Source organism: Aeromonas sp. 84A, assembly GCF_051919345.1.
In the GTDB taxonomy this organism is placed as follows: domain Bacteria; phylum Pseudomonadota; class Gammaproteobacteria; order Enterobacterales; family Aeromonadaceae; genus Aeromonas; species Aeromonas veronii.
Genome location: NZ_JBQBEW010000001.1, coordinates 548521 through 572517, shown reverse-complemented (window position 1 = coordinate 572517; position 23997 = coordinate 548521). Strand labels below are relative to the sequence as shown.

Here is a 23997-nt window from a genome sequence, read left to right as displayed (position 1 = left end):
CCTGTCTCTCAGCTACTGCAGGAGAGCTCACCACCGCAATACCATGCCGGAGTCGGGGTGGCGAGATCCTCATATTCGGGTTGTTCATCAAAGGGGCGCTGCAAGGCGGCGAACAGCCGCTCGAACGGCCGCATATCCCCTGCGTCGGCGGCGTCTATCACCTGCTGAGCCAGCGCATTGCGCAGCACATACTTGGGATTGATGGCATCCATCTGCGCCTTGCGCACGGCATCCTCGCTGCCTTCGCGCATTAGCCGCGCCCGATAGCGCTCCAGCCACGCCTGCCAACCCAGTGGTTCAGGCAACAGGACCAGCAGAGATGCGGGCCACGCCCCCTCTTGCGTCACCTCACCGAGACGGCGAAGGAACAGGTGGTAATCCACCTTGTGGGCCGCCAGCAACCGGAACAGCTCGCGGAACAGCGCCGGGTCATCCTCCTCCCACACCGCCAGTCCGAGCTTGGCCCGCATCAGCTCGGAGTAGTGCAACATCAGCTGCTGCTCGTACTGGGCCAACGCTGCAGCCAGCGCATCACCGTCTACATGGCCAGCCAGCGCCTGCGCAAGTTTTTGCAGATTCCAGTAACCGACCGCGGGCTGCTGATCCAGCGCGTAGCGGCCCGCCGGATCCGAGTGGTTGCAGACAAAATCTGGCACATAGGCATCGATAAAGCCGTAGGGGCCATAATCCAGCGTCAAGCCGAGCAGCGACATGTTGTCGGTGTTCATCACCCCGTGACAGAACCCCGCAGCCTGCCATTTGGCAATCAACCGCGCGGTGCGGCGCACCACTTCGGCAAACAGTTCGGCGCCACTCTCCAGCTCGGGGAAGTGGTGGCGCAGCAGATAGTCGATAAGCAGCGGGATCTTCTCTCCCTGCCCGCTCCAGGCGAAATACTCGATATGGCCGAAGCGCAGATGACTGGGGGCGGTACGCAGCACGGTCGCCCCTGTCTCAACCTGCTCGCGATAAACGGGCTCCTGACTCCCCACCAATACCAGCGCCCGGGTGGTCGGGATGCCGAGGGCATGGAGCGCCTCGGAGGCGAGATACTCGCGGATGCTGGAGCGCAGCACGGCACGACCGTCACCAAAGCGGGAAAACGGCGTCTTTCCTGCCCCCTTCAGGTGCAGATCCCAGCGCTGGCCATCCGGCGCCAGCTGCTCACCCAGCAGCAGCGCGCGACCATCCCCAAGCCGTGGGCTATAACCCCCAAACTGATGGCCCGCATAGACCTGCGCTACCGGCTGCATACCGGGCAGCACCTTTCCCTCGCCACAACAGGCGATCCAGTCAGCCTCGCTGACGCCTCCCAGCCCCAACTCATCCAGCAAAGCCCGGTTGAGATGAAGCAACCGGGGCTGCTGCAGCGGCTGGGGGGCCACGGGTTCACAGGCCCAGGGCAACTCGGTCGCAAAAGTGTTGATCAACTTCATGGTTGTGCCATTCGTCCCTGCGTATGCTCGTGTCACTCTTTATACTGCCGTCAGCCATGCTTGCGCTAACTGGCGACCATCATTTTTCAATTCAAGGAGAAGAAGATGCAAAAATGGGTATATGCCCTGCCCTTGCTGGCACTGGCGTGGGGTCATCAGGCCAAGGCTGCCGATATCGAGGCAGGCAAAGCCAAGGCGGCGGTCTGTGCTGCCTGTCACGGGGTGGAAGGCAAGGCGATGATCCCCAACTATCCCCATCTGGCGGGTCAGAATGCCGCCTATCTGGTGAAACAGTTGAAAGCCTTCAAGGATGGCACCCGCAAAGAGCCCTTGATGGACCCCTTCATGGCGCCGCTGACCGATGCGGATATCGACAATCTGGCCGCCTTCTACGCCAGCCTGAAATAACCTCGCGTCTGACCCCAGGTTCTTCCGAGCCGCGCTTACCGTGGTCGATTAGGTTGCCTAATCGACCCTACCGGCGGCAGTAATCGATGATCAGGTCCATAAAGGCTTCACCGAAGCGTTCCAGTTTGCGGTGCCCGACGCCGTTGATGGCCAGCATCTCGTCTTCGGTCATCGGCATCAGTTGAGCCATCTCAACCAGGGTCGCATCGTTGAATACCACGTAGGGCGGCACTTCTTCATCCTCGGCAATCTGCTTGCGCAGGCCGCGCAGCGCCTTGAGCAGTCGCTTGTCGTAGTTGGCGTTGTCGAGCAGGCCATTGCGCTTCTCCTTGCGGCTGGAGATGGGCTGCAAGCGGGGCACCGCCAGCTCCAGCTTCACCTCGCCACGCAGCACGGGGCGGGCCGCCTCGGTCAGCTGCAGCACCAGATTGCGGGTGATGTTCTGGGTCAGCAGCCCCTTGTGGATCAGCTGGCGGATCACGCTCATCCAGTATTCGTGGCTCTGATCCTTGCCGATGCCGTAGGTCGAGAGCCTGTCGTGGCCGTGATCCTTAATGCGCTGGTTCAGCGACCCGCGCAGCACCTCCACGACATAACCCACCCCGAAATTCTGCCCCACCCGCCAGACGCAGGAGAGCGCCTTCTGGGCATCTTCGGTGCCGTCATAACTTTTGGGCGGATCGAGGCAGATATCGCAGTTGCCGCATGGCTTGTCGTTGTACTCGCCAAAGTAGTTGAGCAGCACCTGGCGGCGACAGGTCTGCGCCTCGGCAAAGGCTGCCATCACGTTGAGCTTGTACTGCTCCACCTGCAACTGCTGGGGATTCTCGATGTTGTCGAGCAGACGGCGCACCCGACCGATGTCGGCGGGATCGTAGAGCAGCAGCGCCTCGGCGGGGGTGCCATCACGCCCGGCACGGCCGGTCTCCTGATAGTAGGATTCAATGTTCTTCGGAATGTCGTAGTGCACCACGAAGCGTACGTTGGGCTTGTCGATACCCATCCCAAACGCCACCGTCGCCACCACTATCTCGATGTCATCCTTGAGGAAAGCATCCTGGGTCTGCTGACGCTGCTCGAGCGGCAGCCCAGCATGATAGGGCGCGACTTTGCAGCCGTGGCGGGATAGCCGCTCGGCCACCTCCTCCACCCGGTTGCGACTGGAGCAGTAGACGATGCCGCAGTTGCCCTTCTGGCTCTGCACGTAACGCAGCAGCTGCTCGGCCGCCTTGAACTTCTCCACCAGGCTGTAGCGGATATTGGGGCGATCAAAGCTGGCAGTGTGAATAAAGGGATCGTTGAGCTCCAACCGGTGCAGCATGTCGCTGCGGGTCGCCTCGTCGGCAGTGGCGGTCAGCGCTACCACAGGCACCTGTGGGAACCACTGTTTTAGCCGCCCCAGCGCCGCATACTCAGGCCGGAAATCGTGGCCCCACTGGGAGACGCAGTGCGCCTCGTCGATGGCGAACAGCCCAAGCGGCAGCTCGGCCAGCCGATCCATAAACTCGTGCTGCAACAGTCGCTCGGGGGAGACATAGACCAGCTTGATCTCACCGCGGCGCATGGCGGCGAAGTTCTGGATCATCTCCTCCCGACTGAGGGCCGAGTTGATGTAGACCGCCGCTACGCCGTTGGCGCGCAGGCTGTCGACCTGATCCTTCATCAGCGAAATTAGGGGAGAGACCACCACACCGAGCCCGGGCCGCAGCAGTGCCGGGATCTGGTAGCAGAGCGACTTACCGCCGCCAGTGGGCTTGAGCACCAGCGCATCGCGCCCCGCGACGATCTGCTCGATGATTTCGAGCTGACCCGGCCGAAACTGCTGATAGCCGAAGACCGCCTGCAGCAGGGCAAGCGGACTCTCTGGCTGAGGATCTGGCAGGGTTTCGGCAATCGCGGTCATGGGCTCTCCTTTGGGGTCGCCATTCTAAAGCAGCCGCCGCCCACAATAAACCTGCCATTGCGACTGTTAAGGAACTGTTGCAGACTGGCTGGAGTTTTTACTCGGCTTTGATGACAAGGATTGGGATCAGAGAATGAAACAGATGCTCAAGAAGATGGCGCTCAGTGGCATTGCCAACCTGTTTGCCGAGAAGATGCCGTTCAACAAGCTGATCGGCATGCAGGTGACCCACTACGACTTCGACAAGGTGGAACTGCGCATCAAGATGGACGACAAGCTGATCGGCAACCCTTTCCACAACATCCTGCACGGCGGCGTCACCGCCACGCTGCTGGATGTGGCGGGTGGCATGATCGTCGCCGCTTCCTGCATCGACGAGCTGGAGGAGTTCTCCCCCAGCTATCTCAAGGAGCGCTTCGCCCGCCTCGGCACCATAGATCTGCGGGTGGATTACCTGCGCCCGGGACGCGGCAACGAGTTTATCGCCACCGCCCACATCATCCGGGCTGGCAGCAAGGTCGCGGTAGCCCGGATGGAGCTGCACAACGAAGAGGGCACTCACATCGCCTTCGGCACTGGTACCTATCTGGTGGGTTGAACCAAATTAGTGCATAAAAACCACGCGGCTAATCCAATTTTAATCATTAGATTCCTTACCCCCTCTGGCCGAACAAGGTCCATACTGATAGTCGGGATTGTGTGCAGAGGGAGGATTGCAGGCGATGAGTGCGAAACTGGCCATCAAACCATCCAGAGCCTTGTTGACACAGCTCGAGTCCATGCTCGACGAGGTGCAGACACCAGAGTGTCGCCACTGGTTGGAACAGGAGCTTGAGGGGTATTCTCTCTCCTCACCCCTGCCTTGGTATCGCATCGTTCCCTGTCGGCAACGCGGTCACTTTCTGGATCTGAAAACGGGAAAATATTTGACCTGTCATATCAACAGTCAAACGCTATGCCAACGCGATCTGGCCCAAATTCAGTTCATTTATGCCCGTGAACCCGCCGCCCACTATTTGCTGCAACGCAATTCCGGTATTGAACCCTGGCCAGAACAGCTGCTAGAAGATTATCAGGAGCAGTTGATCCCCGGCCATTTATGCCTGCAAGCCTGGCATGAGCCCGTGATTTCATTACGTGCACAACTGATGGAGGGAATAGAACATTTCATTAGTGAGTACCCCAAGCACGCGGCCTTGCTGCCTCAACACAGTTTCAAGGCTTTGCGGCATCAGCACTGGCATATCTGAGTAAGCGCCTGGCGCGCAAGGAGGGCACCATAGACAAGACCCATAGCGAGATTGCCACAATCTAGAGTGCCGGAGTCAGGATCAGACTCCACCGATGGGCCACCGAGCGGTGGCCCTTTTAATGTCTGTGGTCTTGCTTCGACCCTGCATACTGCAAGTCAGATCACTTGGCCAGGTAACAGGTCAGCAGCTAATGAAAAGCCGAGTAACTGGAAGGGAAATGCAAAAAGGCCGCTCTATTGAGCGGCCTTTTCAAATTTGGTCGGTGTGAGAGGATTCGAACCTCCGACCCCTTCGTCCCGAACGAAGTGCGCTACCAAGCTGCGCTACACACCGATGTCTGCGGGACGGAAATTTACCGAAAGCCCAGACTCGACACAAGCCTTTTTTGTGTTTGGCAGGAAAAAAAGTGCCATTTGCTCAACTATTCAGCACTTTTTTCACCCGTTTACCGGACTGCAGCCAGCAGGTGACATTCCGGTAACCGGCCGTCAGGCCAGGCGCAGGGATGCTGGCCCCAGCAGACGGCGCTGCCAGTCAGCCACAGTGCCATGCTCCAGCCAGTCTGCTGCATGCTGGCGCCAGTTGGGGGAGAGGGCCGGATTCTCCAGCAACATCAGCAGATCCGCTTCATTGCGCACCTGATTGAACAGAATGTCCGCCGTGCGCTTCACCGTCAGTTCGGGATAGGGTCTGTCTATCAGCTCCATGGCCGTGTCAGGCGCGATCATGCCCTCCTCCAGCACCCGCAGCAACCAGCCACAGCGGCCACCCAGCTGCATCACCTGCGACATCTGGCCATAGCCAAAGCGCTGGTTGAGCTTGAAACAGGGGGATCTCGGCTGGCTGATCTGGATCAGTGACTCACCGAGCCGATAGACATCGCCGATGCAGGCTTGCGCCTCGGTCAGCCCGATACCGGAGAGGTTCTCGCCAAAGGCGGCAGGTTGCCAGGGTGTACGTGGCGCAGGCAAGCCCAGTGCGGTTTGCCAGGTCTGCCACCAGAGATAGTGATCGGCAGGATAGTAGTGGAGCGCCCGATCCGGGCCACCGTGGTGGCGCAGGTCACACTGCTCATCCCCTTCCAGACCGGCAAAGGTACAGCGAACTGGTGCAGAGATCGGTTGCTTGTGAATAGCGCTGGTGAGGCCGGGCACCAGCTCGGTGCCACGACCGCTAAAAAGAGAGACCCGCATACTCATCCTCCAGGTTGACGAGAGTAGGCGGATCTTATCATGGCGTCAGACCACGGCCTGCATCTGGGTGGTCATGGCGATCTCGGCACGACGGCGCTTCTCTGCCTTGGCCATCAGATACCAGCTGCCGAAGGTAAAGAGCGATACCGACAGCAGGATCAGGCTGGCCACCGCGTTGATCTCGGGTTTCACCCCGAGCCGCACCGCCGAGAAGACCTCCATCGGCAAGGTGGTCGAACCCGGGCCGGAGACGAAGCTCGCCAGCACCAGATCATCCAGCGACAGGGCGAACGACATCATGCCGCCTGCCGCCAGCGAGGGGGCAATCATCGGGATGGTGATCAGGAAGAACACCTTCCACGGCTTGGCGCCAAGATCCATCGCCGCCTCCTCAATGGAGAGATCCAGTTCCCGCAAGCGCGCCGACACCACGATCGCCACGTAGGCGGTACAGAAGGTGGTGTGGGCGATCCAGATGGTCAGCATGCCCCGCTCGGCGGGCCAGCCCACCAGCTGGGCCATCGCCACGAACAGCAGCAGCAGCGACAGACCGGTGATCACCTCGGGCATCACCAGCGGCGCCGTCACCATGCCGCCGAACAGGGTGCGACCACGGAAATGGGGAATTCGGGTCAGCACGAAGGCTGCCACCGTCCCCAGCGCCACCGCGGCGATCGCGGTGTAGAAGGCGATCTCCAGCGAGCGGAACACAGACCCGATCAGCTGCTTGTTATCGAGCAGGCCGAAATACCACTTGAGCGACCAGCCACCCCACACCGTCACCAGCTTGGAGGCGTTGAAGGAGTAGATCACCATGATGATCATGGGCAGGTAGATAAACAGCAGCCCCAGCCAGAGCATCAGTTTGGCAAAACCGAAACGCTTCATCATGCCTTGCCCTCCAGCTCTTTGGCCTGGTTACGGTTGAAGAGGATGATCGGAATAATCAGCACCGCCAGCATCACTACCGCCAGCGCAGAGGCAACCGGCCAGTCGCGGTTGTTGAAGAACTCCTGCCACAGCACCTTGCCGATCATCAGGGTCTCCGGGCCGCCCAGCATTTCCGGAATAACGAACTCTCCCACCACCGGAATGAACACCAGCATGCAGCCGGCGATGATGCCGTTCTTGGAGAGCGGCACCGTGATCTGCCAGAAGCGGGTCAGGTTGCGGGCCCCCAGGTCGGAGGCCGCCTCCAGCAGGCTCTGATCGTGTTTGACCAGATTGGCGTAGAGCGGCAGCACCATGAAGGGCAGGTAGGAGTAAACGATGCCGATATAGACCGCCAGGTTGGTATTGAGGATCTGCAGCGGCTCGTCGATCACCCCGATCCCCAGCAAGACGCTGTTGAGCAGGCCGTTGTTACTGAGGATCCCCATCCACGCATAGACCCGGATCAGAATGGCGGTCCAGGTCGGCATCATGATCAGCAGCAGCAGAACGGTCTGGGTCTCCTTGTTGGCCCGAGCGATGGAGTAGGCCATCGGATAGCCAATCAGCAGGCAGAGCAAAGTACTGACGAAGGCCATCTTGAGGGAGCCCAGATAGGCCGCGATATAGAGCTCATCCTCCTGCAGCAGCAGGTAGTTGCCCATGTTGAGCAGGATGGTGAGCTGATTGTCGGCCCAGCTCACCACATCGGTGTAGGGCGGGATCGCCACATCCGCTTCCGCAAAACTGATCTTCACCACGATGACGAAGGGCAGCAGGAAGAAGAGGAACAGCCAGAAGAAGGGGATGCCAATCACCAGTCGGCGCCCCCCGACCCGCTTCAGTCGTTGCAAGAACTTCATGATTGCAGCACCACGCCGCTGTCATCTTCCCAGTAGAGGAACACCTGGTCATCCCAGGTTGGCCGCTTGCCGTGGCGTTCGGCATTGGCGATGAAAGCCTGAACGATTTTGCCCGAGGGCAGCTGGATGTGATAAACCGAGTGACCGCCCAGATAAGCGATGTCATAGACCTCACCCTTGGTCCAGTTGAAGTCCGGGTGCTCGATCTCCTCCGGCTTTTGCAGACTCATCAGCAGTTTTTCCGGCCGCAGGGCATAGGTCACCTTCTTGTTTTCGGCGCGGGAGCTGATGCCGTGGCCCACATAGATGGGCTGCTCCAGATCGGCGCAGGCGATGGTGGCGTGGTCCTGCTCATCCTCCACCAGCAGGCCGTCAAACAGGTTGACGTTGCCGATGAACTCGCACACCAGCCGACTGGCCGGAGTCTCGTAGATATCCATCGGGCTGCCGATCTGCTCGATGCAGCCGAGGTGCATGATGGCGATCCGCTCCGCCATGGTCATGGCCTCTTCCTGATCGTGGGTCACCATAACGCAGGTAACCCCGACCCGCTCGATGATCTCCACCAGCTCCAGCTGCATCTTGGATCGCAGCTTCTTGTCGAGCGCCCCCATGGGTTCATCCAGCAGCAACAGTTTGGGACGCTTGGCCAGGGAACGGGCCAACGCCACCCGCTGGCGCTGGCCACCGGAGAGCTGATGCGGTTTGCGACGGGCATACTGAGTCATCTGCACCAGCTTGAGCATTTCCTCCACCCGGGCATCGATCTCGGCCTTGGGCAGGCCATCCTGCTTGAGGCCAAAGGCGATGTTCTGGGCCACCGTCATATGGGGGAACAGGGCGTAGGACTGGAACATCATGTTGATGGGGCGTTCATAGGGGGGCATGTCGGTGATGTCGACCCCGTCGAGGAACAGCCGCCCCTCGGTCGGGCGCTCGAAACCGGCCAGCATCCGCAGCAGGGTCGATTTGCCGGAACCGGACCCGCCGAGCAGGGCGAAAATCTCCCCCTTGTGAATATTGAGAGATACGTTATCGACCGCCAGCGTTTCGTCGAACTGCTTGCTTACCCGATCAATTTTCACCAGCACTTCTTTGCGCTGCTGACTGCCCTCGAGGGCTTTCTTGTAGGCACTGGAGGCTATCGCCATTACCAAACTCCCCAACGTGATACCGGCCTTGCGGCCGATCCATAAAAGCGATTTGGCGCCCCCGAACGGGCACCAAGGTTAGGTACCGGACTTGATCTTGGTCCAACTCCGGGTGATTAGACGCTGTACCGAGCGGGGATGTGCTTCCTGCACATAGAGTCGCTCCAGCACGGCCTGAGGGGGATAAACCTCCTCATTGTTGCGCACCGCCTCATCCATAAACTCGCCCGCCCTTGAGTTGGGATTCGCGTAGCCCACATAGTCGCTGACCTTGGCGATCACTTCGGGCTGCAGGACGTAGTTGATTAGAGCGTGCGCCTCTTTGACATTGGTGGCATCGGACGGGATCGCCATCATGTCGAACCAGAGATTGCCCCCCTCTTTCGGAATGCTGTAGGCAATTTTCACCCCCTTGCCAGCTTCATCGGCGCGAGCAGCGGCTTGCAGGATGTCGCCGGAAAAACCGGCCGCCACGCAGATGTCGCCATTGGCGAGATCGCCGATGTATTTGGAGGAGTGGAAGTAGGCCACATAGGGCCGCACCTTGAGCAGCAGCGCCTCGGCCTGCTTGATATCCCCCGTCGCATGACTGTTGGGATCGAGTCCGAGGTAATTGAGGGCAGCAGGGATCATCTCGTCGGCAGAGTCGAGGAAGGCGACACCGCAGCGAGAGAGTTTCGCCATGTTTTCCGGTTCGAAGATGGTGGCCCAGGAGTCAATCTTGTCGACCCCCAGCACCGCCTTGATTTTGTCGACGTTGTAGCCGATGCCGTTGGTCCCCCACAGATAGGGCACCGCGTACTGATGACCCGGATCCACCTTGTCGAGCTGCTTGAGCAGCACGGGATCCAGGTTGGCCAGATTGGGCAGCAGGGATTTATCCAGCTTCTGGAAGGCTCCCGCCTTGATCTGCTTGGCCAGGAAATTATTGGAGGGCACCACCAAATCGTAACCGGTCCGCCCCGTCAGCAACTTGCCTTCCAGGGTCTCGTTGGAGTCAAACACGTCATAGACGGTCTTGATCCCGGTCGCCTGCTGGAAATCGCTGAGGGTGGTCTCGCCGATATAGTCAGACCAGTTGTAGAAGTGCAGCACAGGGGCAGCCTGGGCCACATTCGCCAATCCCATGGTCAGCGCTATGGTTAGCAATCTGGTTGTATTCACGGTGTCAGTTCTCCTGTTTCAGTGGTTGACCGTCTGCGCATCCATTCGCGCGGCCCATCCGGATGGATGGCATCACTACCCTCCCGGCCGAACTGCGGACCGGGAGGGGCATTCGTTACTTACTTGCCGGACTTGATCTTGGTCCAGCTGCGGGTCATCAGACGCTGCACCTTGGCCGGCAGATCCGGGAAGGTGTAGATCTTCTGCAGGGTTGCCGCATCAGGGTAGATACCCGGATCGGTGCGGATCGCCTCATCCACCAGCGGGGTCGCAGCCTTGTTGCCGTTCGGGAACTGCACCACGTTGGTAATATTGGCGATCACCTCGGGCTTCATCAGGTAGTTGATGAAGGTGTGGGCCGCCTCGACGTTCTTGGCATCCGCCGGAATGGCGATCATGTCAAAGAAGCTGCCTGCCCCCTCTTTCGGAATGGTGTAGGTGAGCGCGACGCCATTCTTGGCCTCGGCTGCCCGCGCCTTGGACTGCTGCAAGTCACCGGAGTAACCGACCGCGACGCAGAGGTTGCCGTTGGCCAGATCCGAGATGTACTTGGAGGAGTGGAAATAGGCGGTATAGGGACGGATGGAGAGGAACAGCTCCTCAGCCTTCTTCAGCTCGGCCGGTTTCTGGCTATCCGGTTTGAAGCCCAGATATTGCAGGGCAGCCGGCAGCATTTCGGTCGGTGAATCGAGGAAGGAGACGCCACACTCTTTCAACTTGGCCATGTTCTCCGGCTTGAACACCAGATCCCAGGAGTTGACCGGGGCATCGGCCCCCAGCACGGCTTTCACCTTCTCGGCGTTGTAGGCATAGCCGATGGTGCCCCACAGATAGGGGATGGAGTACTGGTTGCCCGGATCGCTCGGCTCGAGCGCCTTGAGCAGGTCGACATCCATGTTTTGCCAGTTGGAGAGCTTGGACTTGTCCAGTTTCTGGAACACGCCCGCCTTGATCTGCTTGGCCAGGAAGGGGTTGGATGGCACCACGATGTCGTAGCCAGAACTACCCGCCAGCAACTTGGCTTCCAGTACCTCGTTACTGTCGAACACGTCATAGACCACCTTGATCCCCGTCTCCTTCTGGAAGTTATCCAGGGTATCCGGCGCTATGTAGTCGCTCCAGTTGTAGACGTGCAGCACCTTCTCTTCAGCCATTGCTCCGGCACTTGCCATGACCAGAGCCACAGAGGCAGCGATCACTCCTGTTTTGAAAGACATCATCCTTGTCTCCTAAGCAAATTGTATGCGCATGCCAACCTGCCCGACCCGCCTCAACCCTTCAGCTTTGCGGCTGTCAGATCCAGACTGCGCCTGGCCAGATCGACCAATTCATCAACCTGTTCCTCGGTGATGACCAAGGGGGGCGATATGATCATGGTATCGCCTACCGCCCTCATCACCAAGCCATTGTTAAAGCAGAACTCCCGGCAAGTCATCCCCGCATTTGCCTGAGCCGGGAAACGCCGGTTGGTCTGCTTGTCCTCAACGATTTCCAGCGCGGCGACCAATCCTTTGCCACGGGTTTCTCCCACCAGCGGATGATCGGCCAGCTCCGCCCAGCGGCGCTGCAAATAGGGGCCGATAGTATCATGCACTCGCTTAACTATGCTCTCTTTCTGCATAAGCTGGATATTGGCCACCGCCACGGCGCAAGAGACCGGATGACCCGAGTAGGTGAAGCCGTGGTTGAACTCGCCCCCCTCCTCCACCAGCCCCTTGGCAACCCGGTCGCTCACCATTACGGCGCCGAGCGGCAGATAACCGGAGGTGATCCCTTTGGCCAGACACATCAGATCCGGCTTGATGCCAAACCCTTCGCTGGCAAACCAGTGGCCGGTGCGGCCAAAGCCGCAGATCACCTCGTCGGCGATCAGCAGGATGCCGTAGTGATCGCAGATGCGCTGGATCTCCGGCCAGTAGCTGTCAGGCGGAATGATGACGCCGCCCGCCCCCTGGATCGGCTCGCCGATAAAGGCAGCCACCTTGTCCACCCCCAGCTCCAGAATCTTCTGCTCCAGCTGACGGGCCCGCTCCAGCCCGAACTCGTGGGCACTCATCCCCTGCCCCTCACCGAAGTGGTAGGGCTGATCGATGTGCACTATGCCGGGAATGGGCAGTCCGCCCTGGGCATGCATCCCCTTCATACCACCCAGACTCGCCCCCGCCACGGTGGAGCCGTGATAGGCGTTATGGCGACTGATGATCACCTGTTTGTCAGGCTGACCCTTGCTGGCCCAGTAGTGGCGCACCATCCGCAGCACGGTATCGTTGCACTCGGAGCCGGAGCCGGTGAAGAAGACGTGGTTGAGATGGGCTGGCGTCACCTCGGCCAGCAGGGTCGCCAGCTCGATCACCGGCGGGTGAGCGGTCTGGAAGAAGAGGTTGTAGTAGGGCAACTGCTGCATCTGGCGGGTAGCGGCATCCACCAGCTCCTGGCGGCCATAGCCCATATTGACGCACCACAGGCCCGCCATGCCGTCGAGAATGCGTTTGCCCTCGGAATCCTCCAGATAGACGCCGCTGGCTTTGGTAATAATGCGCGAGCCCTTCTTGTTCAGGGCCTGAAAGTCGGTAAAGGGGTGCAGGTGGTGGCTGGCATCCAGCTGTTGCCACTCACGGGTTGTCTGCTGCATTTGTTGCTCCTCGGTTCCTTCGATTTAGCAAGATTCAGTCGTCAAACAGTCAGGTGGGTCGGCACGTTCGCAGCCACAGTCACTCACGGCGTGTCTGCTGCATTCGTTACTCCCCTGCGCCTTCGATTTGGCAAGATTCAATCGTTAATCAATCCAGGTCGCAGCGCTCTTTCGGCCACAACCGCTCACAGGTGGCTGCCGCCACCTGACTCACGTTCCAGTCTCTTCGATACAGGGATCGGGGAGGCCGACTCCGGCCTCCCCGTTACAGGGGGATCAGACGTTCAGCAGCAGGAACTCCCGCTCCCAGCGACTGATCACCCCGAAGTAGGTCTCGTACTCTTTGCGTTTGACCGCGACGAAGGCGCGGGTGAAGCGCTCGCCCAGCATCTCCTTGATGGGCTCGCACTGTTCGAGATGGCTGAGTGCCTCCTCCAGCGAGCGGGGCAGGCTGTAGGGCAGGTCATAGGCGCTCGACTTCATCTCCGGCAGCGGCTCCAGCTTCTCCATCATGCCGAGATAGCCACAGGCCAGAGTGGCGGCCAGCGCCAGATAGGGATTGGCATCGGCACCGGCGAAGCGGTTTTCCACCCGCCGCGCGCTCGGGTCGGAGAAGGGCACCCGCAGGCCGCAGGTGCGGTTCTCGACCCCCCACTGGACGTTGCGCGGCGCGCTCTCGCCAAAGGTGAGGCGGCGGTAGGAGTTGACGTTGGGGGCCAGCAGGGCGGTCACCGCCGGGGTGTATTTCTGCAGACCGGCGATAAAGTGCATGAACTGTTCGCTGTTGCCGCCGTTCGGAGTGCCGAACAGGTTGTGGCCGTTCACATCTTCCAGACTCTGGTGGATGTGCATGGCCGACCCCGGTTCATCGCTCATCGGCTTGGCCATAAAGGTGGCATAAATGCCGTGGCGGTGAGCGGCCTCACGCATGGTGCGTTTGAACAGGAACACCTGATCCGCCAGATCGATGGCATCACCATGCAGGAAGTTGATCTCCATCTGGGCGGCGCCCGACTCGTGGATCAGGGTGTCTACTTCCAGCTCCTGCGCCTCACAGTAGTCATACATGTCTTCAAAGATGGGGTCGAACTCGTTGACCGCATCGATACTGAACGACTGGCGGGCGGTCTCAGGGCGGCCGTTGCGGCCCACCGGCGGCACCAGCGGATAGTCGGGGTCCTCGTTGCGGGTGACCAGATAGAATTCCAGCTCGGGCGCCACCACCGGCTTCCAGCCCTGCTTCTCGTAAAATGACAGAACCCGACGCAGCACGGAGCGCGGCGCGATGTCGATCAGCTTGCCGTTGACGTCGAAACAGTCGTGGATCACCTGGGCAGTGGGCTCCAGCGCCCAGGGGACAAAACGGATGGTGTTGGGGTCGGGATAGAGCTGCATGTCCCGCTCCAGCGGGTCGATCATGCTGTCGTCATCCGGATATTCGCCGGTCACCGTCTGGGTGAAAATCACCTCGGGCAGACGCATGCCCCCTTCGCGCAAAAACTTGTTGGCTGGGATGATCTTGCCCCGGGCGTTGCCGGTGAAATCCGGGAACAGGCACTCCACTTCCGTGATGCGATTGCTCTCCATCCAGCCTTTGATACTGTCCATGTTAAACCCCGACTTTACGGTTGCCATTGGCAAGGGTGTCTAATATATGGAACACCCTTGTTATAAAATTGTAATCAACATCACCATAAAAGCCCGCCATCAAGGGCAATGTCAAGCGGGCGTGTTTAAAAAACTATAAATAACGGCGCATATAATGACCAAGGCGGCACCAAATACTAAACACTCAAATCCGTACGAAGCCCCCCCCTCTCATCGTTGCAAAGGCGATGCCAACAGAGGGTGAAGCGGACGCCAGATCCCGACCAATCCCCCGCAGGAACGGACCATTTTTTTGCAAGGGCGCACAATCCTTATCCTATTTGCTTTGCTTGGCTGCATTTTTTTGGTACAAGGCCCGCCCTGATTTGCACTCTCTTGCATGAAACAGGTGCAAATCGGGATACAAGGGCTTGGTCTGTAGGCAGACAGCCCCCATAAACAGGGATAATTGGGTTAGTAAACTGACTGGTAGTTAATCGTATGTGTGATTTCATGACTGAAGACCAACTGGCCTTTTACAAGGGGCAGATCGAGCGACAGATCGTCGAGCTCGAAGAGCGCCTGAACTCCCAGGCCAGCCAGGCCATCGCCACCGACACCAACGAGATGGCTGATGAAATTGACCGTGCCAGTATCGAGGAAGCCCGCCGTCTGGAGCTGAACCGCATCGAGCACGACAAGCTGCACCTGCGCAAGCTGCGGGGCGCATTGAAGCGCATCAGCGAAGGGGATTTTGGTTACTGCGAATCTTGCGGTGACGAGATCTCCCTCAAGCGGCTGCATGCCCGTCCGGAATCCCGTTTCTGCGTCGAATGCCAGAGCACCAAGGAATTTAACGATACCCACGTGTTCCGTCGCGTCGCCTGATTCTTCGAAGAACCGTCACCATTCTGGTGCAACAGACGCCAGTAAGACAGGGCCCTGCGCTCAAACCTTGCACAACGCCTCGCAGCAAGATGGTGACAAGTTCTGTTAGACTCCGGACACCTTCCGGAATCTACAGGAGAACAGAGAGTGAAATGGCTCATCAAGCTGTGTTTGTGCCTGCCACTGCTGGCACAAGCACAGGTTCTGACGGTCAAGGTCCCCAGCCGTCCCGTCAACAATCTTGACCAGGAGTACCAGTACAAGCTGCTGGAACTGGCCCTGACCCGCTCCGGGCAACCCTTTCGCATCCAGCCTGTCGAACTCGACCTCAACCAGTTCACCCTCCAGCAGCAGCTGAGCAAGGGCAAGACCATCAACGTCTTCTGGATGGGCACCTCCAGCGCACTCGAATCCTCCCTGATTGCCGTCCCCATTCCGCTGTTTCGCGGGCTGGAAGGATTGCGACTGTCATTCATCCACGCAGATGCACAAGAGAAGTTCAACCAGATCAATACCCTGGCCGACCTCAAACAGCTGAAGGCGGCGCAAGGGGTCGGTTGGGCCGATAACAAAATTCTGGAAAATGCGGGCATCCCGACCTTCTCCGGCCGATACAGCAGTCTGTTTCGCCTTATCAACGACGGCGACAAGATCGACTTCTTCCCGCGCGCCCTGGTGGAGATCTTCGCCGAGCGCAGCGAGCTGGTGGCGCAGTATCCCAACCTCGCTATCGAGCAGCATCTGCTGATCCGCTACCCCTTCGCCCAGTTCTTCTTCGTCAGCCCCGAATACCCCAAGCTGGCCAAGGCGATTCAGACCGGGCTGGAGCGGGCCTATGCCGATGGCAGCTTTATGAAGTTCTTCCATGACAACCCCAAGATCCGCGAAGCGCTCGCCAGCGCCAACCTCGATCAGCGGGTCACCATCGCCCTGCCCAATCCGGATATGACCCCGTTGCTAAAATCCATTCCGGCCCAATATTGGGAGTATCCACCGCAGGGATAATCATCCCGAGCGCCTGACCATGAGGGTCGGGCAGCGAGAACACAGTGCGCCAGGGAGGTGCCATGAAGGGAATCCAGGAGTGGTTTGCGCAGTACGGCCAGAGCCATCGCCATCCGATAAACGTCGCCATCCACAAACTGGCGGTGCCGGGCATCTATCTCTGCTCGCTGGCGCTGCTCTGGTGTCTGCCACACGGGCCCTTGCCAGAGCCCCTCAACTGGGCGGCAGTGGCAGCCATTCCGGTGCTGCTGTTCTATCTGCAACTGTCGTTTTCGCTGTTCGTGGGGATGGCCGGGCTGACCGCGCTGGGATTGTGGATCTGCCACCAATGGCAGGGGCCGCTGCTGTGGCCCGCGGTGGCGGCGTTCGTGATTCTCTGGATAGCCCAGTTTGTCGGCCACAAGATCGAGGGCAAACGCCCCTCCTTCCTCGCCGACCTGCAATTTCTGCTGATAGGCCCCGCCTGGGTGCTTGCCAGCCTCTATCGTCGCCTGGGCATTCCCTATTGAAGGGGGGCCGGGCCAACAGGAGAGACCATGACACATAACCACACGCGACATAACGCCCTGCGCCGCGCCCTACCCCTGCTGCTGGGGGCCCTGTTTGCCGGCCCGGCACTGGCTGACAAGGCCGACCCGGTCGGTGAAGTGAGCACCGCCTTCAAGCTGTTTGGCCCCAACCACAAGATCCTGGTGGAGGCGTTCGACGACCCGCGCATCGACGGCGTCGCCTGCTATCTGGCACGCCCCAAGACAGGTGGTGTAAAAGGCGGGCTGGGACTGGCGGAAGATCCCTCCCACGCCTCCCTGTCGTGCCACCAGATCGGCCCCATCACCCTGCCCGAAAAGCTGAAGGCGGGGGAAGAGGTGTTCGATGTCAGCACCTCACTGGTGTTCAAGGAGCAGAAAGTGGTGCGTTTTTACGACAAGAAACGCAATGCACTGGTTTACCTGACCTACAGCACCAAACTGGTGGATGGTTCGTACAAGAGTGCAGTCAGCGCCGTTCCCATCATGCCCTGGGGACAATAACCAGCCGGTTTGTCCGGTGATAGCTGACCCATTTTGTTGTAATTTGACGACACACACGCTGCGGAGCACATACCATGAAAGTCGCCGTATTCAGTACCAAGAGCTATGACAAAGAGCATTTCAACCAGGCCAACAGCCAGTACGGCTTCGACCTGGAGTTTTTCGATGTGCGGCTGGAGGCCAAAACGGCCCGACTGGCTCACGGCTTCCCGGTGGTGTGTCTGTTCGTCAATGACGATGCCGACCGCGAGGTATTGACCGAACTGGCTGCCAACGGCACCCAGGTGATTGCCCTGCGCTGCGCCGGTTACAACAACGTAGATCTGGCCGCAGCCAAAGAGCTGGGGCTGAAAGTGGTGCGGGTGCCCGCCTACTCCCCCGAGGCGACCGCAGAACACGCCGTCGGCATGATGATGTGCCTCAACCGCCGCATCCATAAGGCTTATCAGCGCACCCGCGACGCCAACTTCTCGCTGGAAGGGCTGGTCGGCTTCAACATGCATGGCAAGACCGTTGGCGTCATCGGCACCGGCAAGATCGGTCTGGCCGCCCTGCGCATCCTCAAGGGCTTCGGGGTTCGCCTGCTGGTGAACGATCCTTACCAGAATCCGGCGGCCATCGAGCTGGGAGCCGAGTACGTGGATCTCGATACTCTGTTCCGCCAATCCGACATCATCAGCCTGCACTGCCCGCTGTTCAAAGAGAACTACCACCTGTTGAACAAGGAGGCATTTGCCAAGATGAAGGACGGGGTGATGATCATCAACACCAGTCGTGGCGGCCTGCTCGACTCCAACGCCGCCATCGAGGCTCTCAAGACCTCCCGTATCGGCGCTCTGGGGCTTGATGTCTACGAAGAGGAAGAGGATCTCTTCTTCTCCGACAAGTCCAACGAGGTGATCACCGATGACGTGTTCCGCCGTCTGTCTGCCTGCCACAACGTGCTGTTCACCGGCCATCAGGCGTTCCTGACCCGCGAGGCACTGCACGCCATCGCCGATACCACCCTCGGCAATATCCGCGCCATCGAGAGCCAGGGCCGCTGCGACAACGAAGTGGAATAAGGGCTCGCCCTCTCTTCGCCACGCGCCGGGTTGTGAGACCCGGCGCCTTCGGGTAGGCTAGCCCCCCTTTTTTATTCAGGAGTCTGGCGCCCATGTTTATCGGATTTGATTACGGCACCTCCAACTGTGCCGTGGCCGTGATGGAACAAGGTAGCCCCAGGCTGCTGAATCTTGGTGCATCCCGCTATCTCCCCTCCACCCTGCATGCCCCCCACCGGGATGCTATCGCCGGTCTGTTGGCCGAAGGGCTGGCCCCCGCCCAGCAGGCGGAGTACCTCAAGCTGCGTGGCCCCGTGGTCACCCGTGCCCAGATGGTTCGCCGCCAGATGCGCGAAGAGGGACTGATCGACGAGCTGAGCTTCGGCGGTGCCGCGCTGGAGCGCTATCTGGAAGAGCCGGACGACGGCTACTACATCAAATCGCCGAAATCCTTCCTCGGCGCGTATGGCCTCAAGGCCCCCCAGATCGCCCTGTTTGAAGACATCGTCTGCGCCATGATGCTCCATGTCCGCCAGCAGGCGGAGCAGCAGCTCGACGCCCCGATCCGCCAGGCGGTGATCGGCCGACCGGTCAACTTCCAGGGTCTGGCGGGGGAAGAGAGCAACCAGCAAGCTATCGCCATCCTGACCGAGGCGGCCCGTCTGGCCGGTTTCGAGCAGGTGGAGTTCCTCTACGAGCCGGTGGCAGCCGGGTTTGAATTCGAGGCGCGCCTCACCGAAGACGCCGTGGTACTGGTGGTGGATATCGGCGGCGGTACCACCGACTGCTCCATGCTGCGGATGGGTCCCAGCTACCGCGATCAGCTGGATCGCAGCGGCGATCTGCTCGGCCACAGCGGCCAGCGGATCGGCGGCAACGACTTCGATATCCGCCTGACGGTGGAGGGGATGATGCCGCTGCTCGGCATGCACGAGACCCTCAAGACCGGCAAGCCGCTGCCCCACCCGCTGTTCTGGGATGCGGCCGCCATCAACGACGTCAGCGCCCAGAGCCGCTTCTACAGCCTCGACACCGCCCGCCAGCTGCAGGATCTGCAGCTCGACAGCCAGCCCGGCAGCAAGTTGGGGCGTCTGGCCAACCTGCGGGCACACAAGCTGAGCCACCAGCTGGTATGGCGTGCCGAGCAGGGCAAAATCGCCCTCTCGGAGCAGGAGCTCAATCGCCAGTCGCTGGCCGAGCTGGAAAAAGGGCTGGAAGCCGAACTGACCCGCGAACAGCTGGCCAACGCCTCGGCCCTGCTGCTGGAGAAAATTGGCGAGCTGATGGACGAAGCGATTGCCGCCGCCGGTGTGCAGCCGGATCGCATCTTCGTCACCGGTGGTAGCGCCCGCTCGCCGCTGATCGCCAACTTTATCCGCCAGAAGCTCCCGTCCATCCCGCTTGAAGGGGGCGATGACTTCGGCTCGGTGGCTGCCGGTCTTGCCCGTTATGCCGAGCGGCTGTTCGCCAACCGAGTCCCGAGATAGCGTAAATCGATGGCAACATCACCCGTGTGTTGCCATTAAGCGACAGTCGTGCGGGACAAGGGGCGACAGAAGCGGTCGGTCGTCCCCTCTCCCGCCCTGCTCCCGACTGCCTAAAAAGGGTATTCTTGACGCTCCCCCAACCGGAGCCCCCTCATGCCCAGATTGCCCTTTTTGCTGATCCCCCTGTTACTGCTCGCTGGCTGCAGCTCGACCGCCTTTGTTCAGCAAGATCTGCAACACCACCACTGGGTACTGAGCAAACTGGATGGCCAACCGATCAAGGCCCCCCGCGACAATCCCCCCGATTTCGAGATCGGCGAGCACTTCACCGTCAACGGCATCGCCGGTTGCAACCGCTACTTCGGTCAGGGCCATCTGGAAGATGACAAACTGTGGGTCACCAGTCTGGGCAGTACCGAAATGGCCTGCATGCCGCCGCTCGACACTATCGAACAGGCCGTACTGACCACCCTTACCGAGGGGGCGACCCTGAGCGGCACCAGTCAGAACCTGATCCTGCAGGGCAAACAGCACCGTTTGGAATACACCTTGCGCGACTGGGTGTTCTAGCGCTCACAAAGCCGCATCACAAACAGGAACATGTTGTCCGGCTGTGGCACAATATGAGGCAGAGTTCGCAACGGAGGCTGCCTCAGCCATGTCGATGGATCGCCTGTTTGACAAGATCAAACAACTCCCCACTATTCCCAAGCTGCTGCACGAGTTGATGCAGAGCTTCAACGACGAGAATGCCCGCATCGACGAGATTGCGGCCAAGATCGCCATGGATCAGGTGATCAGCGTCAAGGTGCTGCGGATGGCCAACTCGGCCGCCCTGCGCCGGGGCAACGAAGTGACCTCCATCGAACAGGCGGTGATCCGGCTCGGCTTCAACCGGCTGCGCTCCGTGGTGGTCGCCTCCGGCATCATCGGCACCTTCAAGGCCCCGCCCAGCTTCGACAAGAACAAGTTCTGGACCGAGACCTTCCAGGTCGCCACCATCGCCAAAACCCTGGCCCAGGAGGCCAAGGTGATGGATCCCGAGACCGCCTTTACCTGCGCCCTGATCCACAACATCGGCGAACTGCTTATCCAGAGCACCTTGCCGGAAGAGGCCGAGCTCATCAACATGGCGATCCAGAACGGCAGCAGCCGGGTCGAGGCCCAGCGGGAGATGCTGGGCTACGACTATGCCCAGCTTGGTGCCGAGCTGGCGCGGCGCTGGAACCTCTCCGAGGCCTTCGTCGATGCCATCTCCCAGCAGCTTGACCCGCTCTCCCACGATCCAGTCAGCAAGGAGGCGGTGCTGATCCGCCTCGCCGTGTTTATCTCCTTCGCCTGGAACGCGGGCGTGCCTGCCCAGGCCATCATCGCCCGCTTCCCTAAACCGCTCGCCGACCAGTTGGGACTGGATCCCAAGTCGCTGGCAGGCCAGCTCGAAACATTGCATGAACAGGGTAATGCCCTCGCCGATCTTCTGACTCAATAAGCATCATGACCCATCCGTTTCTGTTTCATCCCCAGGTGGCGCCCTGGTTCAAAGAGAGCGCCGACGCACTGCAATTGACTCTTTTTAGCGAGCTGGATGCGCCGATCCGCGAGGTGTGGCTGCGCCACGAGCCGGATAACGAGGAGTACCTGATCCCGATGACAGCGGTCTCCACCCGCGATCGGCTGCAGGTATGGCAGGCGACCCTGCCGCTCATCAAAGGACAGGATATCCACCTCTACAGCTTCAAGTGCCTCACCGACGAGGAGCAGTGGTGGCTGCACGGGGCGGGCGTCAGCGCGTCCATGCCGCCACGGGAGCAGCATTTTCGCTTCAACAGCCTGCACCAGCCACCGGCCTGGGTGCAGGATCAGGTGTTCTACCAGATCTTCCCCGACCGTTTCTGCAACGGCGATCCGTCGCTGAGCGTCAAGCATCACGAGTATGAATACCGTGGCAAAGCGGTGATCAGCAAGGCGTGGGGCGAGCCGGTCAGTCGTCATGAAGAGGGCCACGGCGCCTGCGAGTTTTACGGTGGCGATCTGGCGGGGATCGATGCCAAGCTGCACTATCTGCAATCTCTCGGGGTAACGGCGCTCTACCTCAACCCTATCTTCGATTCGCCGAGCAACCACAAGTACGACACCCAGGACTACTTCAAGGTCGATGCCCACCTCGGCAGCAATGAGCAGTTCGCCGAGCTGACCCGCAACCTGCACCAGCGTGGCATGAAGATCATTCTCGATGCGGTGGTCAACCACACCTCTACCGAGCACCCCTGGTTCTGCCCGCCACTGGGAGCCCAGAGCAATCCGGACTCCCCGTGGCGCAGCTTCTACACCTTTGATAAAGAAGGGGATTACGTCAGTTGGAAGGGCATTCGCAGCCTGCCCAAGCTCGACTTCTCCTGCGAGAAGGTGCAGGACGCCGTCTATCGGGCTGACGATGCCATCCTTCGCTACTGGATGCGCGCCCCCTACCAGATCGATGGCTGGCGCTTTGACGTCATCCACATGCTGGGTGAGCGCGGCACCGCCGAGGGCAACAGCGGCCACGTGCGCGCCATTCGCGGGGCGGTGAAGCAGGAGAACCCGGACGCCTACGTGCTCGGCGAACACTTCTTCGAGGCGAGCCAGTGGCTACAAGGGGATCAGGAGGATGGCGCCATGAACTACTATGGCTTCGCCCACCCGGTCCGCGCCTTCCTGGCGGGGCAGGATATCGCCTACCACCCCATCAAGATCAGCGCCGAAGAGCTGGATCGCTGGCTCAAGCTGGCGCGGGCCCACATCCCGTTCAAGAACCAGCTGGCCCAGTTCAACCTGCTGGACAGCCACGATACCGCCCGCTTCCTCCATCTGCTGGGAGAGGACAAACAGCGGATGCAGCTGGCCGCCACCCTGCTGCTCACCTATATCGGCGTGCCCTCCATCTACTACGGCGATGAAGTGGGGCTCTCCGGCGGCAACGATCCGGACTGCCGCCGCTGCTTCCCGTGGGATACCACAGACTGGGATCATGTGCTGCACGACCACTATCGTCGGCTGATCCAGATCCGCCGCCAGCGCCCCTCCCTGCGCCGTGGCGATATCCAGACCCTCTACGCCGGGCCCCACAGCTATGTGTTCGCCCGTACCCTGCAAAGCGATCAGGTGGTAGTAGCCTGCAACCGCCACCCGAGCGAGCCGCGCACCATCAGCCTGCCCCTGTGGCAGACCGCCAGCCCTGCCAGCCGCTTCACCGACGCCTTCAACGGTGAGAAGTTTGAAGTGGTGCAGGGCGAGGTGCAGCTCACCATCCCCGCCAACTCGGCGAGAGTGCTGATCTCCAGCTGAGCGGGCAACTTACGCGCTGAAAAACAAAACCGGAGCCCAAGGCTCCGGTTTTTTATTCCGTTCAATCCGCCATGACGTCTGGCCCCTAACCAGCCGCCATCAGTAGTTGATGCTGACGTAGGGCACTTCCGGCACCTGCCAGCGCTGCTTGAGGTAGACGGTGAGCACGAAGAAGAAGTTGGCCAGCAAGTTGGCGAAGCGATAGAGAATGGGATCGAAGGCCACCCCGCTCTCTTCCAGCCGGACCAGCAGCCGCACCACCTTCTTGCTGCCGCAGCGGCACAGATGGAGGGTGGGAATGGGCTGTGGCCCCTGTGGCAGCACAAAACCTGTGACGCTGCCGCGACTCGCCTCGTTGTAGTGGTCGTAACGGGCCTTGAGCCACTCAAGATCTGCGTCGAAGATCCCCAGCTTGCCGCGCACCGAGCCGTTGAGGTTGTAGATAAGCCGCTGCAACGCCGCGAGATCCGCCAGCATGGGCTCGGTATCGGCATCCGGCGCAAGGTGTGACAGCACGGCCCCGACCTGACAGCAGAGCTCGTCAGTAGCGATTTCAAAATCACATTTGAGCGAGGTTTCGAAGATAAAGGGGTAGCAGAGCTCGCGCTTGTCTCTTGGCTTCTTGGGGTTCATGGGGCAACCGGATTGGAGAAAAGGCCAGTTTGCCAGCCCCGAGAAGGGCTGGCAAACGGCAGGTCA

The 23997-nt window shown here is 60.2% G+C and carries 23 protein-coding genes and 1 tRNA gene; 12 read left to right on the top strand and 12 right to left on the bottom strand.

Going from position 1 to position 23997, the window contains the following annotated elements; genetic code table 11:
• Window positions 1-8: 8 nt before the first annotated feature.
• The gene (locus ACTG20_RS02685; RefSeq protein ID WP_194494839.1) at window positions 9-1436 is read right to left on the bottom strand and encodes a protein adenylyltransferase SelO; all 1428 of its coding nucleotides are present in this window, start codon (window positions 1434-1436) and stop codon (window positions 9-11) included.
• Window positions 1437-1541: 105 nt separating this feature from the next.
• Between ACTG20_RS02685 and ACTG20_RS02680 the strand changes: the two genes are divergently transcribed.
• On the top strand, window positions 1542-1844 hold the full coding sequence (locus tag ACTG20_RS02680; protein WP_005340687.1) for a c-type cytochrome: 303 nt from the start codon (window positions 1542-1544) through the stop codon (window positions 1842-1844).
• Between the two features lie 67 nt (window positions 1845-1911).
• Here the strand turns inward: ACTG20_RS02680 and recQ are convergent, their stop codons facing one another.
• The gene (recQ, locus tag ACTG20_RS02675; protein WP_194494840.1) at window positions 1912-3747 is read right to left on the bottom strand and encodes an ATP-dependent DNA helicase RecQ; all 1836 of its coding nucleotides are present in this window, start codon (window positions 3745-3747) and stop codon (window positions 1912-1914) included.
• Window positions 3748-3880: 133 nt separating this feature from the next.
• On the opposite strand from recQ, the gene ACTG20_RS02670 reads away from it, so the two are divergent.
• Together ACTG20_RS02670 and ACTG20_RS02665 are read left to right on the top strand one after the other, a co-directional pair.
• Window positions 3881-4345 carry a thioesterase family protein gene (locus ACTG20_RS02670; protein ID WP_042054246.1) on the top strand — a complete coding sequence of 155 codons (465 nt, stop codon included), beginning with the start codon at window positions 3881-3883 and terminating at the stop codon, window positions 4343-4345.
• A 124-nt stretch (window positions 4346-4469) separates the two neighbouring features.
• Window positions 4470-4997, top strand: a complete 528-nt coding sequence (locus ACTG20_RS02665) for an AbiTii domain-containing protein (RefSeq protein ID WP_005356927.1) — start codon at window positions 4470-4472, stop codon at window positions 4995-4997.
• 259 nt (window positions 4998-5256) lie between these two features.
• Here the strand turns inward: ACTG20_RS02665 and ACTG20_RS02660 are convergent.
• From ACTG20_RS02660 to ACTG20_RS02620, 9 genes are all read right to left on the bottom strand, one after another.
• Window positions 5257-5333 (bottom strand) — tRNA-Pro (locus tag ACTG20_RS02660).
• A gap of 155 nt (window positions 5334-5488) precedes the next feature.
• Window positions 5489-6193 (bottom strand): MOSC domain-containing protein, encoded by a 705-nt coding sequence (locus ACTG20_RS02655; protein WP_194494841.1) that lies wholly within the window; start codon window positions 6191-6193, stop codon window positions 5489-5491.
• A gap of 45 nt (window positions 6194-6238) precedes the next feature.
• Window positions 6239-7084 carry an ABC transporter permease subunit gene (locus tag ACTG20_RS02650; protein ID WP_372587403.1) on the bottom strand — a complete coding sequence of 282 codons (846 nt, stop codon included), beginning with the start codon at window positions 7082-7084 and terminating at the stop codon, window positions 6239-6241.
• Window positions 7081-7986, bottom strand: coding sequence for an ABC transporter permease subunit (locus tag ACTG20_RS02645; RefSeq protein WP_005340703.1), 906 nt, complete (start codon window positions 7984-7986; stop codon window positions 7081-7083). Before ACTG20_RS02645 ends, ACTG20_RS02650 begins: the two co-directional genes overlap by 4 nt.
• Window positions 7983-9137, bottom strand: a complete 1155-nt coding sequence (gene potA, locus ACTG20_RS02640) for a polyamine ABC transporter ATP-binding protein (RefSeq protein WP_005340704.1) — start codon at window positions 9135-9137, stop codon at window positions 7983-7985. The genes ACTG20_RS02645 and potA overlap by 4 nt, the downstream gene beginning before the upstream one ends.
• 78 nt (window positions 9138-9215) lie before the next feature.
• Window positions 9216-10301 (bottom strand): polyamine ABC transporter substrate-binding protein, encoded by a 1086-nt coding sequence (locus ACTG20_RS02635; protein ID WP_005355476.1) that lies wholly within the window; start codon window positions 10299-10301, stop codon window positions 9216-9218.
• Between the two features lie 119 nt (window positions 10302-10420).
• The gene (locus tag ACTG20_RS02630) at window positions 10421-11518 is read right to left on the bottom strand and encodes an extracellular solute-binding protein (protein ID WP_005340709.1); all 1098 of its coding nucleotides are present in this window, start codon (window positions 11516-11518) and stop codon (window positions 10421-10423) included.
• Window positions 11519-11571: 53 nt separating this feature from the next.
• Window positions 11572-12933 (bottom strand): aspartate aminotransferase family protein, encoded by a 1362-nt coding sequence (locus tag ACTG20_RS02625; RefSeq protein WP_058056392.1) that lies wholly within the window; start codon window positions 12931-12933, stop codon window positions 11572-11574.
• 276 nt (window positions 12934-13209) lie between these two features.
• Window positions 13210-14541, bottom strand: coding sequence for a glutamine synthetase family protein (locus ACTG20_RS02620; RefSeq protein ID WP_013723370.1), 1332 nt, complete (start codon window positions 14539-14541; stop codon window positions 13210-13212).
• A 480-nt stretch (window positions 14542-15021) separates the two neighbouring features.
• On the opposite strand from ACTG20_RS02620, the gene ACTG20_RS02615 reads away from it, so the two are divergent.
• From ACTG20_RS02615 to malZ, 9 genes are all read left to right on the top strand, one after another.
• A complete protein-coding gene (locus ACTG20_RS02615) occupies window positions 15022-15408 on the top strand; it encodes a TraR/DksA family transcriptional regulator (protein WP_005356952.1) in 387 nt (128 codons plus the stop codon).
• 147 nt (window positions 15409-15555) lie between these two features.
• Window positions 15556-16413 carry a hypothetical protein gene (locus ACTG20_RS02610; protein WP_058059403.1) on the top strand — a complete coding sequence of 286 codons (858 nt, stop codon included), beginning with the start codon at window positions 15556-15558 and terminating at the stop codon, window positions 16411-16413.
• 62 nt (window positions 16414-16475) lie between these two features.
• Window positions 16476-16922 (top strand): Mpo1 family 2-hydroxy fatty acid dioxygenase, encoded by a 447-nt coding sequence (locus ACTG20_RS02605; protein ID WP_194494842.1) that lies wholly within the window; start codon window positions 16476-16478, stop codon window positions 16920-16922.
• Window positions 16923-16949: 27 nt separating this feature from the next.
• A complete protein-coding gene (locus ACTG20_RS02600; RefSeq protein WP_005355485.1) occupies window positions 16950-17444 on the top strand; it encodes a CreA family protein in 495 nt (164 codons plus the stop codon).
• Window positions 17445-17518: 74 nt separating this feature from the next.
• Window positions 17519-18508, top strand: a complete 990-nt coding sequence (locus tag ACTG20_RS02595) for a 2-hydroxyacid dehydrogenase (RefSeq protein WP_005340720.1) — start codon at window positions 17519-17521, stop codon at window positions 18506-18508.
• 92 nt (window positions 18509-18600) lie between these two features.
• On the top strand, window positions 18601-19974 hold the full coding sequence (gene yegD / locus ACTG20_RS02590; RefSeq protein WP_194494843.1) for a molecular chaperone: 1374 nt from the start codon (window positions 18601-18603) through the stop codon (window positions 19972-19974).
• Between the two features lie 153 nt (window positions 19975-20127).
• Window positions 20128-20544: an META domain-containing protein gene (locus ACTG20_RS02585; protein ID WP_100652293.1), complete on the top strand. Its 417-nt coding sequence runs from the start codon at window positions 20128-20130 to the stop codon at window positions 20542-20544.
• 88 nt (window positions 20545-20632) lie between these two features.
• Window positions 20633-21463 carry an HDOD domain-containing protein gene (locus ACTG20_RS02580; RefSeq protein ID WP_005355498.1) on the top strand — a complete coding sequence of 277 codons (831 nt, stop codon included), beginning with the start codon at window positions 20633-20635 and terminating at the stop codon, window positions 21461-21463.
• A gap of 5 nt (window positions 21464-21468) precedes the next feature.
• On the top strand, window positions 21469-23298 hold the full coding sequence (malZ, locus tag ACTG20_RS02575; RefSeq protein ID WP_144715689.1) for a maltodextrin glucosidase: 1830 nt from the start codon (window positions 21469-21471) through the stop codon (window positions 23296-23298).
• Window positions 23299-23397: 99 nt separating this feature from the next.
• Here the strand turns inward: malZ and ACTG20_RS02570 are convergent, their stop codons facing one another.
• Window positions 23398-23931 (bottom strand): ATP--cob(I)alamin adenosyltransferase, encoded by a 534-nt coding sequence (locus ACTG20_RS02570; protein WP_043821496.1) that lies wholly within the window; start codon window positions 23929-23931, stop codon window positions 23398-23400.
• Window positions 23932-23997 lie beyond the last annotated feature (66 nt).

Bases quoted from the DNA above. Each gene is read 5' to 3' on its own strand.
- malZ (WP_144715689.1), top strand. From the start codon at position 21,469: ATGACCCATCCGTTTCTGTTTCATCCCCAGGTGGCGCCCTGGTTCAAA.
- ACTG20_RS02580 (WP_005355498.1), top strand. From the start codon at position 20,633: ATGTCGATGGATCGCCTGTTTGACAAGATCAAACAACTCCCCACTATT.
- ACTG20_RS02595 (WP_005340720.1), top strand. From the start codon at position 17,519: ATGAAAGTCGCCGTATTCAGTACCAAGAGCTATGACAAAGAGCATTTC.
- recQ (WP_194494840.1), bottom strand. From the start codon at position 3,747: ATGACCGCGATTGCCGAAACCCTGCCAGATCCTCAGCCAGAGAGTCCG.
- ACTG20_RS02570 (WP_043821496.1), bottom strand. From the start codon at position 23,931: ATGAACCCCAAGAAGCCAAGAGACAAGCGCGAGCTCTGCTACCCCTTT.
- potA (WP_005340704.1), bottom strand. From the start codon at position 9,137: ATGGCGATAGCCTCCAGTGCCTACAAGAAAGCCCTCGAGGGCAGTCAG.
- yegD (WP_194494843.1), top strand. From the start codon at position 18,601: ATGTTTATCGGATTTGATTACGGCACCTCCAACTGTGCCGTGGCCGTG.
- ACTG20_RS02655 (WP_194494841.1), bottom strand. From the start codon at position 6,193: ATGCGGGTCTCTCTTTTTAGCGGTCGTGGCACCGAGCTGGTGCCCGGC.
- ACTG20_RS02630 (WP_005340709.1), bottom strand. From the start codon at position 11,518: ATGTCTTTCAAAACAGGAGTGATCGCTGCCTCTGTGGCTCTGGTCATG.
- ACTG20_RS02585 (WP_100652293.1), top strand. From the start codon at position 20,128: ATGCCCAGATTGCCCTTTTTGCTGATCCCCCTGTTACTGCTCGCTGGC.
- ACTG20_RS02625 (WP_058056392.1), bottom strand. From the start codon at position 12,933: ATGCAGCAGACAACCCGTGAGTGGCAACAGCTGGATGCCAGCCACCAC.
- ACTG20_RS02665 (WP_005356927.1), top strand. From the start codon at position 4,470: ATGAGTGCGAAACTGGCCATCAAACCATCCAGAGCCTTGTTGACACAG.
- ACTG20_RS02605 (WP_194494842.1), top strand. From the start codon at position 16,476: ATGAAGGGAATCCAGGAGTGGTTTGCGCAGTACGGCCAGAGCCATCGC.
- ACTG20_RS02650 (WP_372587403.1), bottom strand. From the start codon at position 7,084: ATGATGAAGCGTTTCGGTTTTGCCAAACTGATGCTCTGGCTGGGGCTG.
- ACTG20_RS02645 (WP_005340703.1), bottom strand. From the start codon at position 7,986: ATGAAGTTCTTGCAACGACTGAAGCGGGTCGGGGGGCGCCGACTGGTG.
- ACTG20_RS02680 (WP_005340687.1), top strand. From the start codon at position 1,542: ATGCAAAAATGGGTATATGCCCTGCCCTTGCTGGCACTGGCGTGGGGT.
- ACTG20_RS02620 (WP_013723370.1), bottom strand. From the start codon at position 14,541: ATGGACAGTATCAAAGGCTGGATGGAGAGCAATCGCATCACGGAAGTG.
- ACTG20_RS02685 (WP_194494839.1), bottom strand. From the start codon at position 1,436: ATGAAGTTGATCAACACTTTTGCGACCGAGTTGCCCTGGGCCTGTGAA.
- ACTG20_RS02615 (WP_005356952.1), top strand. From the start codon at position 15,022: ATGTGTGATTTCATGACTGAAGACCAACTGGCCTTTTACAAGGGGCAG.
- ACTG20_RS02670 (WP_042054246.1), top strand. From the start codon at position 3,881: ATGAAACAGATGCTCAAGAAGATGGCGCTCAGTGGCATTGCCAACCTG.
- ACTG20_RS02600 (WP_005355485.1), top strand. From the start codon at position 16,950: ATGACACATAACCACACGCGACATAACGCCCTGCGCCGCGCCCTACCC.